The organism is Pseudomonas syringae (assembly GCF_021606685.1).
Lineage (GTDB): Bacteria > Pseudomonadota > Gammaproteobacteria > Pseudomonadales > Pseudomonadaceae > Aquipseudomonas > Aquipseudomonas syringae_R.
The window spans coordinates 17,385-34,958 of record NZ_WKCB01000040.1 but is presented as its reverse complement, the minus strand read 5'-3'; the positions used below and the strand labels follow the sequence as shown (position 1 = coordinate 34,958).

General features: G+C 60.1%; 12 protein-coding genes. 10 read left to right on the top strand and 2 right to left on the bottom strand.

What is annotated here, in order from left to right; translation table 11 throughout:
• Positions 1 to 37 precede the first annotated feature (37 nt).
• The 8 genes from dnaE (at position 38) to ispD (ending at position 11,477) form a co-directional block, all read left to right on the top strand.
• Complete coding sequence (gene dnaE / locus GIW02_RS16250) at positions 38 to 3,559, top strand: DNA polymerase III subunit alpha (RefSeq protein ID WP_236416439.1); 3,522 nt, start codon at positions 38 to 40, stop codon at positions 3,557 to 3,559.
• A gap of 129 nt (positions 3,560 to 3,688) precedes the next feature.
• Positions 3,689 to 4,636, top strand: coding sequence for an acetyl-CoA carboxylase carboxyltransferase subunit alpha (locus GIW02_RS16245; RefSeq protein WP_012722607.1), 948 nt, complete (start codon positions 3,689 to 3,691; stop codon positions 4,634 to 4,636).
• Positions 4,637 to 4,797: 161 nt separating this feature from the next.
• Positions 4,798 to 6,117 (top strand): tRNA lysidine(34) synthetase TilS, encoded by a 1,320-nt coding sequence (gene tilS, locus GIW02_RS16240; RefSeq protein ID WP_236416436.1) that lies wholly within the window; start codon positions 4,798 to 4,800, stop codon positions 6,115 to 6,117.
• A gap of 273 nt (positions 6,118 to 6,390) precedes the next feature.
• Positions 6,391 to 8,022, top strand: coding sequence for a CTP synthase (locus GIW02_RS16235; protein ID WP_010212443.1), 1,632 nt, complete (start codon positions 6,391 to 6,393; stop codon positions 8,020 to 8,022).
• A gap of 5 nt (positions 8,023 to 8,027) precedes the next feature.
• Entirely contained in the window at positions 8,028 to 8,873 is an 846-nt protein-coding gene (gene kdsA, locus GIW02_RS16230; protein WP_003172292.1) for a 3-deoxy-8-phosphooctulonate synthase, read from the top strand.
• A gap of 157 nt (positions 8,874 to 9,030) precedes the next feature.
• Entirely contained in the window at positions 9,031 to 10,320 is a 1,290-nt protein-coding gene (gene eno, locus GIW02_RS16225) for a phosphopyruvate hydratase (RefSeq protein WP_024073841.1), read from the top strand.
• A 171-nt stretch (positions 10,321 to 10,491) separates the two neighbouring features.
• On the top strand, positions 10,492 to 10,770 hold the full coding sequence (ftsB, locus tag GIW02_RS16220) for a cell division protein FtsB (protein ID WP_003172294.1): 279 nt from the start codon (positions 10,492 to 10,494) through the stop codon (positions 10,768 to 10,770).
• Positions 10,767 to 11,477: a 2-C-methyl-D-erythritol 4-phosphate cytidylyltransferase gene (ispD, locus tag GIW02_RS16215; protein WP_236419944.1), complete on the top strand. Its 711-nt coding sequence runs from the start codon at positions 10,767 to 10,769 to the stop codon at positions 11,475 to 11,477. Before ftsB ends, ispD begins: the two co-directional genes overlap by 4 nt.
• Position 11,478: 1 nt before the next feature.
• Here ispD and GIW02_RS16210 read toward each other — a convergent pair whose 3' ends face one another.
• Both GIW02_RS16210 and GIW02_RS16205 read right to left on the bottom strand, forming a co-directional pair.
• Complete coding sequence (locus tag GIW02_RS16210; RefSeq protein ID WP_456361647.1) at positions 11,479 to 14,520, bottom strand: membrane-targeted effector domain-containing toxin; 3,042 nt, start codon at positions 14,518 to 14,520, stop codon at positions 11,479 to 11,481.
• 66 nt (positions 14,521 to 14,586) lie between these two features.
• A complete protein-coding gene (locus tag GIW02_RS16205; protein ID WP_236418210.1) occupies positions 14,587 to 15,486 on the bottom strand; it encodes a LysR substrate-binding domain-containing protein in 900 nt (299 codons plus the stop codon).
• 110 nt (positions 15,487 to 15,596) lie between these two features.
• Here GIW02_RS16205 and GIW02_RS16200 point away from each other — a divergent pair, with 110 nt between their 5' ends.
• Positions 15,597 to 16,709 carry an S-(hydroxymethyl)glutathione dehydrogenase/class III alcohol dehydrogenase gene (locus GIW02_RS16200; RefSeq protein ID WP_101267287.1) on the top strand — a complete coding sequence of 371 codons (1,113 nt, stop codon included), beginning with the start codon at positions 15,597 to 15,599 and terminating at the stop codon, positions 16,707 to 16,709.
• 8 nt (positions 16,710 to 16,717) lie between these two features.
• On the top strand, positions 16,718 to 17,563 hold the full coding sequence (gene fghA / locus GIW02_RS16195) for an S-formylglutathione hydrolase (protein WP_236418211.1): 846 nt from the start codon (positions 16,718 to 16,720) through the stop codon (positions 17,561 to 17,563).
• Positions 17,564 to 17,574 lie beyond the last annotated feature (11 nt).

Sequence of the window (17,574 nt, the reverse complement as noted above, 5' to 3'; positions counted from 1 at the left end):
GGGCCTTGTTGTTTCCATGTATCAAGACAGGATCACTATGCCGGCTTCATTTGTTCACCTGCGCCTGCACACTGAATATTCCCTGGTCGACGGCCTGGTACGGATCAAACCGCTGGTCAAAACCCTGGTGGGCATGAACATGCCCGCAGTCGCGGTGACCGATCAGAACAACATGTGTTCCCTGGTCAAGTTCTACAAGAACGCCATGGGCGCCGGTATCAAGCCAATCTGCGGTGCCGACCTGTGGCTGTCGAACAAAGACCCGGATAACCCCCTGAGCCGCATCAGCCTGTTGGCGATGAACGGCGTGGGTTATCGCAACCTGACCGAACTGATTTCCCGTGGTTTCATCGACGGCCAGCGCAACGGCTCGATCATCATCGAGCGCGAGTGGGTCGCCCAAGCCAGCGAAGGCCTGATCATGCTGTCGGCCGCCAAAGAGGGCGAGGTCGGTATTGCACTGCTCGGCGGCAACCCGCAGGAGGCCGAGGTACTGGCGCGCGAATGGATGCAGGTCTTCCCAGGCCGCTTCTACCTGGAAGTGCAGCGCACCAACCGCCCCAATGATGAAGAGCACCTGCATGCCGCCGTGGCCCTGGCCGACAAGCTGGGCGCGCCGCTGGTGGCGACCAACGATGTGCGCTTTATCAAGAAGGAAGATTTCGAGGCTCACGAAACCCGCGTGTGCATCGGCGAAGGCCGGGCCCTGGATGACCCGCGCCGCTCCAAGAACTACAGCGAAGAGCAGTACCTCAAAAGTGCCGACGAGATGGCCGAGCTGTTCAGCGACTTGCCTGAAGCGCTGGAAAACTCTGTCGAGATCGCCAAGCGCTGCAATATCGAAGTGAAGCTGGGCAAGCACTTTCTGCCCAACTTCCCGATCCCCGATGGCATGACCATCGATGAGTATTTCCGCAAAGTCTCGTTCGACGGCCTGGAAGAACGTCTTACCGTTCTGCTGCCCAAGGACACTACCGAAGATTACGAAGCCAAGCGCCAGGTCTATGTTGATCGGCTGAATTTCGAGCTGGATATCATCATCCAGATGGGGTTCCCCGGTTACTTCCTGATCGTAATGGACTTTATCCAGTGGGCCAAAAGCAACGGCGTGCCGGTAGGCCCGGGCCGGGGCTCGGGTGCCGGCTCGCTGGTGGCCTATGTGCAGAAGATCACCGACCTCGACCCGCTGGAATATGACCTGCTGTTCGAACGGTTCCTGAACCCGGAACGGGTTTCCATGCCCGACTTCGACGTCGACTTCTGCATGGACGGTCGCGACCGCGTGATCGAGTACGTGGCCGAGAAATACGGCCGCAACGCGGTAAGCCAGATCATTACCTTCGGTTCCATGGCCGCCAAAGCGGTTATCCGCGACGTGGCGCGCGTGCAGGGCAAGTCCTACGGCCTGGCGGATCGTCTGTCGAAGATGATCCCGTTCGAAGTCGGCATGACCCTGGAAAAAGCCTACGAGCAGGAAGAGATCCTGCGCGACTTCATCAAGGTCGATGAAGAGGCCGCCGAAATCTGGGACATGGCGCGCAAGCTTGAAGGCGTGGTGCGTAACGTCGGTAAACACGCCGGTGGTGTGGTGATCGCGCCGACCAAGCTGACCGACTTTTCGCCGATCTATTGCGATGAAGCGGGCGACGGCCTGGTCACCCAGTTCGACAAGGACGACGTGGAGGCCGCCGGTCTGGTGAAGTTCGACTTCCTCGGCCTGCGGACCCTGACGATCATCGATTGGGCGCTCAAGACCATCAACCGCGAACGCGCGAAGGTTGACGAAGCGCCGCTGGATATCGCGTTTATCCCGCTGGACGACAAGCCGACCTACGCCCTGCTGCAAAAGGCCGAGACCACGGCGGTGTTCCAGCTTGAGTCGCGCGGCATGAAGGAGCTGATCAAGAAGCTCAAGCCCGACTGCCTGGAAGACTTGATCGCACTGGTGGCCCTGTTCCGTCCGGGCCCGCTGCAATCGGGCATGGTGGATGACTTCATCAACCGCAAACACGGACGCGCCGAGCTGGCGTATCCGCACTCGGACTACCAGTACGAGGGCCTCAAGCCGGTACTGGCGCCGACCTACGGCATCATCCTGTATCAAGAACAGGTGATGCAGATCGCCCAGGTCATGGCCGGTTACACCCTCGGCGGCGCAGACATGCTGCGTCGGGCCATGGGTAAAAAGAAACCTGAGGAAATGGCCAAGCAGCGCGGCGGTTTCATCGAAGGTTGCGCCACCAACAATATTGACGCGGACCTCGCCGGTAACATCTTCGACCTGGTAGAGAAGTTCGCCGGTTACGGCTTCAACAAGTCCCACTCCGCCGCCTATGGCCTGGTGTCGTACCAGACCGCCTGGCTGAAAGCCCACTACCCGGCGCCGTTCATGGCGGCGGTACTCTCGGCGGATATGCACAACACCGACAAGGTCGTGACCTTGATCGAGGAAGTGCGCACCATGAAACTGCGCCTCGATGCGCCGGACGTGAACGCCTCGGAGTTCAAGTTCACGGTGAATGACGAAGGCCGCATTATCTATGGCCTGGGGGCAATCAAGGGGGTGGGCGAAGGCCCGGTGGAAGCCATCACCGAAGCGCGTCAGCATGGGCCGTTCAAGGACCTGTTCGACTTCTGTGCGCGGGTTGACCTCAAACGCATCAACAAACGTACCCTTGATGGCTTGATCCGCAGCGGCGCACTGGATCGTCTCGGCCCGTATTTCCATGATGAGCCCAAGGCTTACCAGGCGAACATCGACCGTAACCGCGCAGTGTTGCTGACGGCCATGGAAGAAGCGATCAAGGCCGCCGAACAGACCGCCCGCACCCACGACAGCGGCCACGCCGACCTGTTTGGCGGGCTGTTCGTCGAAGAAGACGCCGATGTGTACGCCAACCATCGCAAGGCCAAGGAGCTGACCCTCAAGGAGCGCCTCAAAGGTGAGAAAGACACTTTGGGCCTGTACCTCACCGGTCACCCGATTGACGAGTACGAAGGCGAGATCCGCCGTTTCGCCCGTCAGCGCATCATTGACCTGAAACCGGCGCGCGATACCCAGACCGTCGCCGGCATGATCATCGCCCTGCGGGTGATGAAAAATAAGAAGGGCGACAAAATGGGTTTCATCACCCTCGACGACCGTTCGGGCCGCATCGAAGCGTCGCTGTTTGCCGATGCGTTCCATTCTGCGCAGTCGCTGTTGCAGACCGACGCCATGGTGGTTGTGGAAGGGGAGGTCAGCAATGATGACTTCTCCGGTGGTCTGCGCCTGCGGATCAAGCGGGTGATGAGCATGGAAGATGCGCGCACCAACCTGGCCGAAAGCCTGCGCCTCAAGGTCAAGACCGAGGCCCTCAAGGGCGATCAGCTACGCTGGTTGGGTGACCTGCTCAAGCGCCACCGTGGCGCGTGCCCGGTGACCATGGAGTACACCGGCAACGACGCCAAGGCCATGTTGCAGTTTGGCGAGACCTGGCGAATTGATCCCGCAGATGGCTTGATTCAAGCTTTGCGTGACCAGTTCGGGCGAGACAACGTCTTCCTCCAATACCGTTGACGGTCAGATATGTCTGACCTCGACTGAACATTTAATCTCGACCTAACCGCGCCTCTCACTTAATGTAGGGCGCGAATAGACAACCGGCTGGCCAGGGGCTCCTTGGCCGTCGACCCAAGACGGACGCTTATGAACCCGAATTTTCTTGATTTCGAACAGCCGATCGCTGACCTGCAAGCCAAGATTGAAGAATTGCGCCTGGTCGGCAATGACAATTCGCTGAACATCGGCGATGAGATCGCTCGCCTGCAAGACAAGAGCAGCACGCTCACCGAAGACATCTTCGGCAAGCTGACCAGTTGGCAGATCGCGCGCCTGGCTCGCCACCCGCGCCGTCCGTACACCCTGGACTACATTCAGCATATCTTCACCGAGTTCGACGAGCTGCACGGCGACCGCCACTTCTCCGACGACGCGGCCATCGTGGGCGGTATCGCTCGCCTGGACGACCAGCCGGTGATGGTGATCGGTCACCAGAAAGGCCGTGAAGTGCGTGAGAAAGTGCGCCGCAACTTCGGCATGCCGCGTCCTGAAGGCTACCGCAAGGCGTGCCGCCTGATGGAAATGGCCGAGCGTTTCAAGATGCCGATCCTGACCTTCATCGACACCCCGGGTGCTTACCCGGGCATCGACGCCGAAGAGCGTAACCAGAGCGAAGCGATTGCCTGGAACCTGCGTGTGATGTCCCGCCTGAAAACCCCGATCATCGCCACCGTTATCGGTGAAGGTGGTTCTGGCGGTGCACTGGCCATCGGCGTCTGCGATCAGCTGAACATGCTGCAGTACTCGACCTACGCGGTGATTTCGCCGGAAGGTTGTGCGTCGATCCTGTGGAAAACCGCCGAAAAAGCCCCGGACGCCGCTGAAGCCATGGGCATCACGGCTGATCGCCTCAAAGGCCTGGGTATCGTCGACAAAGTGATCGCTGAGCCATTGGGCGGCGCCCACCGTGACCCGGCCGCTGCTGCCGCGACCATCCGTGGTGAGTTGGCCTCGCAACTGGCGATGCTCAAGAAGCTGGATAACGAAGCGCTGCTGGCCCGTCGTTATGAGCGTCTGATGAGCTACGGCCTCTAACGTCGCAGCAGTATCAATGTGGGAGGGGGCTTGCCCCCGATTGCTGAGTGTCAGTCAACCTGTCTGGTGACTGGCCCATCGCTATCGGGAGCAAGCCCCCTCCCACATTTGCTTTGTGTATGCTGGTTTATCGCATTCCAGATTGATGGCGGTATTTTTTCATGAAGCCCCCTTTAGCCGCCAAACTCCTGCAAAACCTTGCCCCCTGGCGCAACGCCCCGGCCTGGCATATCGCATTCTCGGGTGGGCTTGATTCCACCGTCCTGTTGCACCTCCTGGCCGCCCTGGCAAAAACCGCAACGCTCCCGCCCCTCAGTGCTGTGCATGTCCATCATGGCCTGCAACCGGTCGCCGATGCCTGGCCGAGTCATTGCCAGGTGGTGTGCGACAGCCTGGGCGTACCCTTGCGGATCATGCGCGTGCAGGTGCAGCCGGGCTCCAGCCTTGAGCGCGCCGCCCGCGATGCGCGTTATCAGGCGTTTGCCGAGGTGGTTGGGGCAGGGGAGGTGCTGCTGACCGGCCAGCATCGTGACGATCAGGCTGAAACCCTGTTGTTTCGCCTGTTGCGTGGCGCCGGGGTGCGCGGGTTGGCGGCGATGCCCGCGCATCGCCCACTGGCGGCTGGGCACCTGGTGCGGCCGCTGTTGGACGTCTCACGCGTTGAATTGGAAGCCTATGCCCGTGAACACCAATTGAAGTGGATCGAAGACCCCTCCAACGCCGATCCACGCTTCTCGCGCAATTACCTGCGTCATCGGGTACTCCCTGCACTGACCGAGCGCTGGCCTCAAGCTGTGCCGGGCTTGGCCCGTACCGCCGAACACCTGAGCGAAGCCCAGGGCTTGCTGGACGAGTTGGCAGTGTTGGACCTGCACGCAGCCGACCAGCCTTCGGCGTTTCCCTGGCTGCCGTTGCCGTCACTGGCGCTCGCACCATTGCGCGAACTGTCCGACGCTCGCCAACGCAATGCCCTGCGCCATTGGCTGGCGCCACTGACTCGTCTGCCCGACACCGACCACTGGGCCAGCTGGTATTCGCTGCGTGACGCCAGGAACGACGCACAGCCTTCATGGCGCCTGGCCGATGGCGAGTTACACCGTTGCGGCGCGCGCATCTGGTGGCTGCCCTCCAGCAGCGCGGAATTTTCCGACGCAACGCTGAGCTGGTCCGATCCGCAAAACCCACTAGAGTTACCCGGTAATGGTCAGTTGAGATTTATCGGCAAGGCCCCTGAAGGCCCGCTGGTAGTGCGTTATCGACAAGGCGGTGAAATCATCGAAGTGCCAGGTCGAGGTCGGCGCGACTTGAAGCGCCTGCTGAATGAATGTGGGTTGCCGGGGTTCATCCGTGGCAGATTGCCGCTGCTCTACCAGGGCGAGCAATTGCTGGCTGTCCCAAGCCTTGCAGGGCTATGGCCGATGCCGTCGGGAGGCTGGCAGCTACATTGGATGCCACAGACCTGCGATCAAGGTTTGAGCTGATAGAGCCTTTCCGGTAGACTACGCTCCCTTCTTGATACAACTTCTGTGGATTCGCCTGAATCGCAGCAGTTGCCGATTACCAAGCAGTCTTTGCTGGGCGATTCCAAAAAATGTGTAGCGATCAACGTACCGGTGTTTCATTGCTGGTCTGTCACAACGCGGCGGTTTTTTTGAAAGGTGCACTGTGATTAATGCAGGTGATCGGGGGCTTCGGCCTTCCTTCGCTTTCCCCGGCGGCTCGTACCGCTTTAACGCAGACTTCTAGGGTTTTTCATGACGCGCTACATATTCGTCACGGGCGGTGTTGTTTCTTCATTGGGGAAAGGCATTGCCTCCGCTTCGTTGGCGGCCATCCTGGAGGCGCGGGGGCTTAAAGTCACCATGCTCAAGCTGGACCCGTACATCAACGTCGACCCGGGCACCATGAGCCCGTTCCAGCACGGTGAAGTGTTTGTCACCCATGACGGCGCCGAGACCGACCTGGACCTGGGCCACTACGAGCGGTTCATCCGCACGACCATGACCCAGAACAACAACTTCACCACTGGCCGTGTCTACGAGCACGTGCTGCGCAAAGAGCGCCGTGGTGACTACCTGGGTGCAACCATCCAGGTGATCCCGCACATCACCGACGAAATCAAGCGCCGCATCATCAAGGGTGCAGGCGATGCCGACGTGGCGATGGTCGAGATCGGTGGCACCGTGGGTGACATCGAATCCCAACCGTTCCTCGAGGCCATTCGCCAGTTGCGTTTCGAAGTCGGCGCCAAGCGCGCGATGCTGATGCACCTGACATTGGTGCCGTACATCGCCACCGCTGGCGAAACCAAAACCAAGCCTACCCAGCATTCGGTCAAGGAACTGCGTTCCATCGGCCTGCAGCCAGACGTGCTGGTGTGCCGCTCGGACCACCCGATCGACATTTCCTCGCGTCGCAAGATCGCGCAGTTCACCAACGTTGAAGAACGTGCGGTGATCGCGCTGGAAGACGCCGACACCATCTACAAGATCCCGGGCATCCTGCACTCGCAAGGCCTGGACGATTTTGTGGTCGAGCGTTTCGGCCTGCAATGCAATGGCGCGGACCTGTCCGAGTGGGAAGCCGTGGTCGACGCCAAGCTCAACCCTGAGCATGAAGTCACCATCGCCATGGTCGGCAAGTACATGGAGCTGCTCGACGCGTACAAGTCGCTGATCGAAGCGATGAGCCACGCCGGTATCAGCAACCGTACCAAGGTCAACCTGCGCTACATCGATTCCGAAGACATCGAGAACCAGGGCACCGCGCTGCTCGAAGGTGTCGATGCGATCCTCGTACCAGGCGGTTTCGGCCTGCGTGGCGTGGAAGGCAAGATCACGGCGGTGCAGTACGCCCGTGAAAACAAGGTGCCGTACCTGGGCATCTGCCTGGGCATGCAAGTGGCCGTTATCGAGTTCGCCCGTAACGTGCTGGGCTGGAAAGACGCCAACTCCACCGAGTTCGACAGCAAAAGCGGCCACCCGGTCGTGGGCTTGATCACCGAGTGGGAAGACGCCACCGGCGCCGTTGAAACCCGCACCGAGGCCTCCGACCTGGGCGGCACCATGCGCCTTGGCGCGCAGGATTGCCTGCTGGAGCCGGGCTCGCTGGTTCACGATTGCTACGGCAAGGACGTGATCGTCGAGCGTCACCGTCACCGTTACGAAGTGAACAACAACCTGCTGCCGCAAATCAAAGAGGCTGGCCTGAAAATCTCCGGTCGCTCCGGTGATGGCGCGCTGGTTGAAGTGGTCGAGGCGCCGGATCATCCATGGTTCGTGGCGTGCCAGTTCCACCCTGAGTTCACCTCGACGCCGCGCGACGGCCACCCGTTGTTCAGCGGTTTCGTCAAAGCAGCACTGACGCAACATCAGAAGAAGGCGTAACCCTGATGGCCCAGAAGATCATTCGCGTAGGCGACATCGAGATTGCCAACGACAAGCCCATGGTGCTGTTCGGCGGCATGAACGTGCTGGAAAGCCGTGACATGGCGATGCAGGTCTGTGAAGAGTACGTAAAGGTTACCCAGAAACTCGGTATCCCTTACGTGTTCAAGGCCAGCTTCGACAAGGCCAACCGTTCGTCCGTGACCTCCTATCGCGGCCCAGGCCTTGAAGAAGGCATGCGGATCTTCCAGGACATCAAGCAAGCCTTCGGCGTACCGATCATCACCGACGTCCACGAGCCTGAGCAGGCTGCCGTGGTCGCCGAGGTGTGCGACATCATCCAGTTGCCGGCCTTCCTGTCGCGCCAGACCGACCTTGTGGTCGCCATGGCCAAGACCGGCGCTGTGATCAATATCAAGAAAGCCCAGTTCCTCGCGCCCCAGGAAATGAAACACATCCTGAACAAGTGCGTGGAAGCGGGTAACGACCAGTTGATCCTTTGCGAGCGTGGTTCGAGCTTCGGCTACAACAACCTCGTGGTGGACATGCTCGGTTTCGGCATCATGAAACAGTTCGAATACCCGGTGTTCTTCGACGTGACCCACGCGCTGCAAATGCCCGGTGGTCGCGCCGATTCAGCCGGTGGGCGGCGTGCCCAGGTGCTGGACCTGGCCAAGGCCGGCCTCAGCCAGTCCCTGGCGGGCCTGTTCCTGGAAGCCCACCCGGACCCGGACAACGCCAAATGCGACGGCCCATGCGCCCTGCGCCTGGACAAGCTGGAGCCTTTCCTGGCCCAGCTCAAGCAGTTGGACGAACTGGTCAAGAGTTTTCCGACGGTAGAGACCGCGTAAGCGTCGTTTCTCCGGTAGACTTTCCCACGCTTTATGCTCAGGCCCACGGGTCTGAGCCTTGTCGCCTGCAAGCCTGCCCCGTTGTTCCACCCTTGCGGTCGGTCATAAGATTCCCTTCAGCTGCGTCGTTTTCGTCAACTTTGGAGTGTTTACAACAATGGCAAAAATCGTCGACATCAAAGGTCGTGAAGTTCTCGACTCCCGTGGCAACCCCACCGTCGAAGCCGACGTGCTTCTCGATAACGGCATCATCGGCAGCGCCTGCGCGCCGTCCGGTGCTTCCACCGGTTCGCGCGAAGCGCTGGAACTGCGTGATGGCGACAAGAGCCGTTACCTGGGCAAGGGTGTCCTCAAGGCTGTAGCCAACATCAACGGCCCGATCCGTGACCTGTTGCTGGGCAAGGACCCGCTGGACCAGAAAGCCCTGGACCACGCGATGATCAAGCTCGACGGCACCGAAAACAAAGGCAGCCTGGGCGCCAACGCGATCCTCGCCGTGTCCCTGGCTGCTGCCAAGGCCGCTGCCCAGGACCAGGACCTGCCGCTGTACGCGCACATCGCTAACCTGAACGGCACCCCGGGTGTGTACTCGATGCCGGTGCCGATGATGAACATCATCAACGGCGGCGAGCACGCCGATAACAACGTCGATATCCAGGAATTCATGGTGCAGCCGGTTGGCGCCAAGACCTTCTCCGAAGGCCTGCGCATGGGCACCGAGATTTTCCATCACCTCAAGGCTGTACTGAAGGCCCGTGGCCTGAGCACTGCGGTAGGTGACGAAGGTGGTTTCGCACCGAACCTGGCGTCCAACGAAGATGCACTGAAAGTGATCTCCGAAGCCGTGGCCAACGCTGGCTACAAGCTCGGCACTGACGTGACCCTGGCCCTGGACTGCGCGGCCAGCGAGTTCTATGAAGACGGCAAGTACAACCTGTCCGGCGAAGGCCAGGTGTTCAACTCCGAAGGTTTTGCTGAATACCTCAAGGGCCTGACCCAGCGCTACCCGATCATCTCGATCGAAGACGGCCTGGACGAGTCGGACTGGGACGGCTGGAAAATCCTCACCGACAAGATCGGCGAGAAAATCCAGTTGGTAGGCGACGACCTGTTCGTGACCAACACCAAGATCCTGAAAGAAGGCATCGACAAAAAGATCGCCAACTCGATCCTGATCAAGTTCAACCAGATCGGCACCCTGACCGAGACCCTGGAAGCCATCCAGATGGCCAAGGCCGCGGGCTACACCGCCGTGATCTCGCACCGCTCCGGCGAAACCGAAGATTCGACCATTGCCGACCTGGCCGTGGGCACCTCGGCTGGCCAGATCAAGACCGGCTCGCTGTGCCGCTCCGACCGCGTTTCCAAGTACAACCAATTGCTGCGTATCGAAGAGCAACTGGCCGGCAAAGCCAAGTACAACGGTCGCGGTGAGTTTCGCGGCTAATCTGTAAATGGTAGAAAGTCGGCGGATTGCGTCGGAAAGTTCACGATAGTGAACATTTCAACGCTAATCTGATGGCTATCAAGCACAAGCCTGGGTCTTCCAGGCTTCGTGCTATCAGTTGCTGTAAAAGTTTTGCATGGCTGTCTTTTTTCACTGGATACCCGATATTCGATGCGCAGTCCCAATTGGTTGTTCCTCGTCTTGCTCTTGTTGCTGGCTGGCCTGCAATACCGCCTATGGGTGGGTAATGGCAGCTTTGCGCAGGTAAAAGACCTGACCCAGCAAATTGCCGATCAGCATGCCGAAAACGAACGCCTGCTGGAGCGCAATCGCGTCCTCGATGCCGAAGTGCTTGAGTTGAAAAAAGGTACGGAGACCGTTGAAGAGCGGGCTCGTCATGAGTTGGGCATGGTCAAGGAGGGCGAAACCCTCTACCAGTTGGCCCAATGAGTATTCCGTCACCGGCCTTCTGGGCCGTGATTCCTGCCGCGGGCGTCGGTGCCCGTATGGCCGCAGACCGTCCCAAGCAATATCTGCAACTGGGCGGGCGCACTATTCTTGAACTCAGCCTTGGCTGTTTCCTCGATCACCCAGGCCTCAAGGGGCTGGTGGTCAGCGTTGCTGTGGATGATCCCTATTGGCCAACCCTGGCGTGCGCCACCGACCCGCGTATCGTGCGGGTGGATGGTGGAGCAGAGCGCTCGGGTTCGGTGCTGAACGCTTTGTTGTACTTGCACGCACAGGGCGCCAGTGATGACGATTGGGTGCTGGTCCACGATGCCGCGCGGCCCAACCTCAACCGCGACGACCTCGACAAGCTGCTCGATGAGCTGGCCGGCGATGCTGTTGGCGGGCTGCTCGCGGTGCCGGCGCGCGACACCCTCAAGCGCGCCGACAAGCAGGGCCGAGTAGTCGAAACCATCGACCGCAGCGAAATCTGGCAGGCTTATACCCCGCAGATGTTCCGCCTGGGCGCCTTGCATCAGGCCCTGGCCGACAGCCTGGTCTCCGACGTGGTGATCACCGACGAGGCGTCCGCCATGGAATGGGCCGGGCACGCGCCGCGCCTGATCGAAGGCCGTGCGGACAATATCAAGGTCACCCGCCCGGAAGACCTTGAATGGCTGCGTCAGCGTCGGGCCAGCCAGCCTGTTTGAGTCAGTCGGTTACCTGCTCCACGCCGGGCCTGGTTTTCAGTGCATCCACCAAGGCTTGCACGCTGCTGAAGGGCTTTTGGTCGATTGACCAGCCTGGCGCGCTGATGGAAAACAGCTTTGCGGTTTGAGTGACCTCGAAGGTTTGGATGTTGCCGCGCCGTGATCGGTAGAGAATCTGCGCAGCCGTGGTGGGCGTGGCCGCCGTTAATTGGAACTGCCCCGGTTTGCTCAGCTGTGCCTGGGGCGATTTGACCGCCAGGCTGTGCGATGGGCCGGGGAGCACGAGCGCGGGTTTTTGCAATGATGTGGTATCAACCCGCAATACAAAGTCGGCCTTCACCGTCGCATCGCCTTTGCCAATTCCCATGCTGGAGGTTCGGCCGGGGTCGGCTTCGATCCCCAGTCGCTGTCCGACGCGCGCGTCCTCTACTCGCAGGCCGATGCTACCGGTCAGCTCGGCCAAGCCGGGGACGCCCCGGTAATTGTTGGTGTGGCTGTCACCGACCAGCGCGACCCATTTCCCTGGATGGCTTTTGGTGGTCTGGACCCACTTGATCACCTCGGTCGCAAAGAAGTTCATCATGCGTTGGCGCAGCGTGCCATTGGCGTCTGTCATGTCCCTGACCATGTAACTGGCGGTGCAGTCGATGGGTTGGATCTTGATCCCTGCCTCCCTGGCTTTGATCAAAATATTCAAAAACGAGTAATGGCTGTCGCTGCGGGGCGGATAAATGCCCCTCAGGTAGCTTATCAATTCATTCGACATGGCTGCCGTCCTGGAACGGTAGAACAGCTTGATCAGCGGCGTGTGAACGTCCGTCAGCAAATGCTCGAAATAGATCCGCTTGACCCCTTCGCGCGCCAGCGCCTGCATGTTGTCCATCAGAAAAGCCTTGCTCGACAGCGCATCGTGGCTTTCGCCGAGCACCAGCCCATCGCTGACGCTGAAGAGTTTGTGGATGATGCTGGTTTGGGACTCGTCGAGGCCGAAGGTCGGTAATACCGGCCGTACGGGGGATGACGTGCGGTTGTTAAAGAAGGTCGTCGCGTCTTCGGCCAGTTTGTTTCTTTTCTCAAAGAACAGGTTGCGTGCATCCCTGAGTGGCTGTTGTTGGCTTCCAAGCGGTTCGAAGTCTGCGGAAAATGAACTGTGGTCGCTCATCATGCTCGCCACGGCCTCGCGCAGCGGGCTGGGCATTTCATAGGCATTGAAAAGGCTGGAATGGGCAGGGCCGCCAAAAAACCGGTAAATGCGCTGCCAGCTGTTGCGGAATGCACCGCCGCCGCTCAGTCCCGCTACCCGCCAGTGCAGATCGGCGCTCTGGATGGCGTAAAGCCCGGTTGCGTGGATGTTCAAGGGGGTTTCTGGGTCATTCATGAACAGTTCGAAAAAACCGCTTTCATCGGGCGTCAGGTAGGTAATGAATGATTTGCCCAGTATCTTCACGGTTTGCAGGCCCGTAGGGCGGGGCCAGGTGCTCAGCACTCGACCCGGATCCGGGACCGGCGTCGAACTGCTGGAGACGATGCTGACCTTGATATTGCCGCTCGCCTGTCGAACAGCCTTGCCTAGCTGACTGCGCAAGCTGTTGAGGGTGGCGGCCTGGGTGCCAAGGCCGTGGATCGCCACGGGCAATGCGTTCAGGGCGCCGAAGATGATCCGCTCCGCGCCTTTGGGTTTGTCTGTGAGTATGTCGTCGGTACCGATTGCCATCTCGGTGAGGCCCTGGGTCAGGAAACAAAACTCTGCAAGCAGTGCTGATCGCATGGCGAGGGCCAGGGGGATCGCCAGCAAACAGCCTTTTTCCAGGGCGTCGAGGGTATTCGCCTTCTTGGTGTCGAGGGGCGAAACGAGGGTGCGCGCCATCAACTTGCTGATACGTGCCTTCACCTGTCGGGTTATATAGTCGAAAGGGTTGCCGCTCAGCGCCGGGTACATGGGGTTGTTGATGTATTGCTCCGGATCCCAATAGGCGTTTGGCAGCAGGCTATTGAAAAGGCCAGACGTCGGGGCGGGGCCGGGAAAGGCGGTCATTCCCACCAAGGCTTCCTCGACCCCACTGTAGATCAGGCCTGCGTCGACGGTTTCGGGTTCGAAATGGTTGGTCAGGGCTTTGCGTTGAGTGGCCGTCTTGGCCGCGCCCACCAGCCACGAGCGCATTGATGCCGGATTGATAAAACCGTGGAAGGGCGACGAGTTGCCCGGAATGTAGAGCAGGGTGATCTGGCTCTGGTTGTCAGTGATGGTGAGAATGTCGGTGGCTTCGCTGTGATGGATACGCAGCAGGCGCAGCGAAAGATTTTTATCCAGCACGTAGGGCGCCTGCAGGTCTTCAAGGGACAAGTCGCTGAAATCCTTGCCGGCGTTGACTCCCGCTGCTCGCGCCGCCAGCCGGCGCTCTTCATCGGTCAGCGTGAATTCTTCGAACTGATTCAGATAGCCTTGGATGAAGGCCATGCGCATCAGGGTTTTGTAGTTTTCCTGGTGCTTGTCCCAGAACGCCGTGATGGCCTCGTTGTAAACCTGCTCGAAATTGCTCGATTGCACCGCGTTGCGAAAGGTTTGCGGGGAGATGCTCAGTTGGGTGCTCGGCCCATAAGCCTGTGGCTCGCTGTGCAGGTAAATCGCCTCATAGCGCCGTGGTGGAATCCAGCCGGCCGCGATGAACTCTTCGTTGAACATCGCCGGGATGCGGTTATCCATCAGGCGCGGCAACTCGGGGACGATGGTGAAATACGGCGCGGTCAGCGAAAAGTCCGTGAAATTGACCAGGCCACCAGGGGGCTCGGGGGCATTGGCGATCATCGCTTCGGTCAGGGTCATCGACTGGACGATGGCGCCGGTGAAAGGCGCGTCGGGGTTATCGGTGTTGTATTCGATAGTCGTCAGCAGCGTGGTGTCAGGGTCCAGCTCTTCGTCGCAGAACGGTTGGGCGTGCTCGCGGATCAACCGGTCAGCAATTTCGCTGGGCACGGGGAAGTCGGCCAGTACCTTGCGGATAAAGTGGTTGGTGCGTTGAATCTGTGGGGTTTGGGTGGTCATCTGTTGGCCTTCACGCAATGAAATCTGTGTGTATTGGCAGGCAAACGGCGGATGACCAGGCGTTATCTATATGGCGGTGTAGACGGCATGTTGTGCCAGCCCGTCTTTGAGGAAGTCGACCAGTTTGCGTACTTTGGGCGAGAGATGGCGTTGTTGCGGGTAAAGCGCCCAAACGGCCGTGTTCGGCGGCTGGTGCGCCTCGAGCAGCGACACCAGGGCCCCGCTTTTCAGGTGCTCCAGCACGTAGTAGTCAGGCAACTGACACAGGCCGACGCCCTGGAGTGCGGCATCCAGCACTGCCTGCCCACTGTTGCAACGCCAGTTTCCCTGTACTCGTTGGGAAAACTCCCGCCCGTCCTGCTCCAGTTGCCAGATATCCGAGCTGCCGATCAGGCAGTTGTGCCGGCTCAGTTCCGACAAGCTGTGTGGGCGGCCATACCGTTCAACGTAGGAGGGTGATGCGCACAGGTACATGCGGCGTGGCGCCAGGCGGCTGGCGACCATGCGCGAGTCGGCAAGGCGCCCCAGGCGAATGGCCAGGTCGAGGCCCTCATGTACCAGGTCCAGCTGGCGGTTGCTCAGCTCCACGTCCACCCGCAATTGCGGATACAGGCCCATAAAGCGTGTCACCAGCGGCACGATAAACCGTTCGCCATACGCCACCGCGCACGTCATGCGCAACATGCCCTTGGGTTCGCTGGCCAGGTCGCCCACGGCGCGCAGGGCTTCCTCGCGGCCATCCTGCAAGCGCTGGCAGTGTTGCAAAAAGGTCTGGCCGGCCTCCGTCAGCGTGACGCGTCGGGTGCTGCGATACAGCAACCGTGTTTGCAGGCGTTCTTCGAGGCGCGCGACTTGCCGGCTGATATGCGACGACGACACGCCCAGCCGCTCGGCCGCTGCCGTGAATTGGCAGCATTCGGCTACGGCGACGAACTCATCAATGCCTTCCCAGCGGTTTTCCAGCATGGTGATTATCCCTGTACAGCAATAAAGTTTTGCTTTTGTCCGGATTATTAATCAGTGAGCCATGTTTTACACTCTCCTTCTCAGTTTTTAACCCGATGGAGAAACCCCGGATGATCAAGTCCCGCGCCGCTGTAGCCTTCGAAGCCAAGAAGCCTTTGGAGATTGTTGAAGTGGATGTCGCCATGCCCAAGGCTGGTGAAGTGCTGTTGCGGGTGGTCGCGTCTGGCGTGTGCCATACCGACGCCTACACGCTGTCGGGCGCTGACCCGGAAGGCATCTTCCCGTCGATCCTCGGCCATGAGGGCGGTGCGGTGGTTGAAGCCATCGGCGAGGGCGTGACCTCGGTTGCCGTCGGCGACCACGTGATCCCGCTGTACACCCCGGAATGCGGCAAGTGCAAATTCTGCCTGTCGGGCAAAACCAACCTATGCCAGGCCATCCGCTCCACCCAGGGCAAAGGCCTGATGCCTGATGGCACCACGCGCTTTTCCTACAAAGGCCAGCCGATTTTCCACTACATGGGCACCTCGACCTTCTCCGAGTACACCGTGCTGCCGGAAATTTCCGTGGCCAAGATTCCTAAAGAAGCGCCGCTGGAAAAAGTCTGCCTGCTGGGCTGCGGCGTCACCACCGGTATCGGTGCGGTGATCAACACCGCCAAGGTCAAGCCGGGCGACACCGTAGCCATCTTCGGCCTCGGCGGTATTGGCCTGTCGGCCATCATCGGCGCAGTCAAGGCCAAGGCTGGCCGTATCATCGCCATTGATATCAACCCGGCCAAGTTCGAAATCGCCAAGCAACTGGGCGCCACCGACTGCATCAACCCGAAAGACTACGACCGCCCGATCCAGGACGTGATCGTTGACTTGACCGACGGCGGTGTGGACTTTTCCTTCGAGTGCATCGGCAATGTCCAGCTGATGCGCGCCGCCCTTGAGTGCTGCCACAAAGGCTGGGGCGAGTCGGTGATCATCGGCGTCGCCGGTGCCGGCCAGGAAATCGCCACGCGCCCCTTCCAGCTGGTGACTGGTCGCGTCTGGCGCGGTTCGGCATTCGGCGGCGTACGCGGCCGCAGCGAATTGCCAAGCTACGTGGAAATGGCCCAGACCGGCGAGATCCCGCTGGATACCTTCATCACCCACACCATGGGTCTGGAAGATATCAACAAGGCGTTTGACCTGATGCATGAAGGCAAGAGCATTCGTACCGTCATCCACTTCTGAGGTCGGCCATGAGTCTGGAAAACCTGTCGTGCCAGAAGAGCTTCGGCGGCTGGCATAAACGCTATAAACATCACTCCGATGTGCTTGGTTGCGACATGACTTTCGCCGTCTATCTGCCGCCGCAAGCGGAGCAGGGCGGCAAGTTGCCGGTGTTGTACTGGCTGTCCGGGCTGACCTGCACCGATGAGAATTTCATGCAGAAAGCCGGCGCCCAGCGCATGGCCGCCGAGTTGGGGTTGATCATCGTCGCACCCGACACCAGCCCGCGCGGCCCCGGTGTGCCGGGCGACCCGGACAACGCTTGGGATTTCGGCCTCGGCGCTGGCTTCTATCTGAATGCCACGCAGGAACCCTGGGCCAAGCACTATCGGATGCATGACTATGTAGTGCAGGAATTGCCTGCGTTGGTTGAAGCGCATTTCCCCGCATCCGATCGGCGCGGTATCAGTGGCCACTCCATGGGGGGCCACGGCGCGCTGATATGTGCTTTGCGCAACCCGGGGCGTTATCAGTCGGTGTCGGCGTTTTCGCCGATCAACAACCCGATGGATTGCCCATGGGGGCAGAAAGCCTTCTCCCGTTACCTGGGTGAAGAGCGCTCAAAGTGGCGCGAATGGGATGCCTGCGTGCTGATCAGCGAAGCCTCGGAAAAACTGCCATTGCTGGTCGACCAGGGCGACCGCGACGACTTCCTCGCGGTGCAGCTCAAGCCTGACGCCCTGGTGCAAGCGGCCAAGGCGGCGAACCACCCGCTGGAACTGCGCCTGCAGCCCGGCTATGACCACAGCTACTTCTTTATCGCCAGCTTCATCGAGGACCATTTGCGACACCATGGTCGTGCTTTGCTCGGTTAATGTGAGGCAAA

Bases quoted from the DNA above. Each gene is read 5' to 3' on its own strand.
- kdsA (WP_003172292.1), top strand. From the start codon at position 8,028: ATGGCCCAGAAGATCATTCGCGTAGGCGACATCGAGATTGCCAACGAC.
- tilS (WP_236416436.1), top strand. From the start codon at position 4,798: ATGAAGCCCCCTTTAGCCGCCAAACTCCTGCAAAACCTTGCCCCCTGG.
- ftsB (WP_003172294.1), top strand. From the start codon at position 10,492: ATGCGCAGTCCCAATTGGTTGTTCCTCGTCTTGCTCTTGTTGCTGGCT.
- GIW02_RS16245 (WP_012722607.1), top strand. From the start codon at position 3,689: ATGAACCCGAATTTTCTTGATTTCGAACAGCCGATCGCTGACCTGCAA.
- eno (WP_024073841.1), top strand. From the start codon at position 9,031: ATGGCAAAAATCGTCGACATCAAAGGTCGTGAAGTTCTCGACTCCCGT.
- fghA (WP_236418211.1), top strand. From the start codon at position 16,718: ATGAGTCTGGAAAACCTGTCGTGCCAGAAGAGCTTCGGCGGCTGGCAT.
- GIW02_RS16210 (WP_456361647.1), bottom strand. From the start codon at position 14,520: ATGACCACCCAAACCCCACAGATTCAACGCACCAACCACTTTATCCGC.
- ispD (WP_236419944.1), top strand. From the start codon at position 10,767: ATGAGTATTCCGTCACCGGCCTTCTGGGCCGTGATTCCTGCCGCGGGC.
- GIW02_RS16205 (WP_236418210.1), bottom strand. From the start codon at position 15,486: ATGCTGGAAAACCGCTGGGAAGGCATTGATGAGTTCGTCGCCGTAGCC.
- GIW02_RS16235 (WP_010212443.1), top strand. From the start codon at position 6,391: ATGACGCGCTACATATTCGTCACGGGCGGTGTTGTTTCTTCATTGGGG.
- dnaE (WP_236416439.1), top strand. From the start codon at position 38: ATGCCGGCTTCATTTGTTCACCTGCGCCTGCACACTGAATATTCCCTG.
- GIW02_RS16200 (WP_101267287.1), top strand. From the start codon at position 15,597: ATGATCAAGTCCCGCGCCGCTGTAGCCTTCGAAGCCAAGAAGCCTTTG.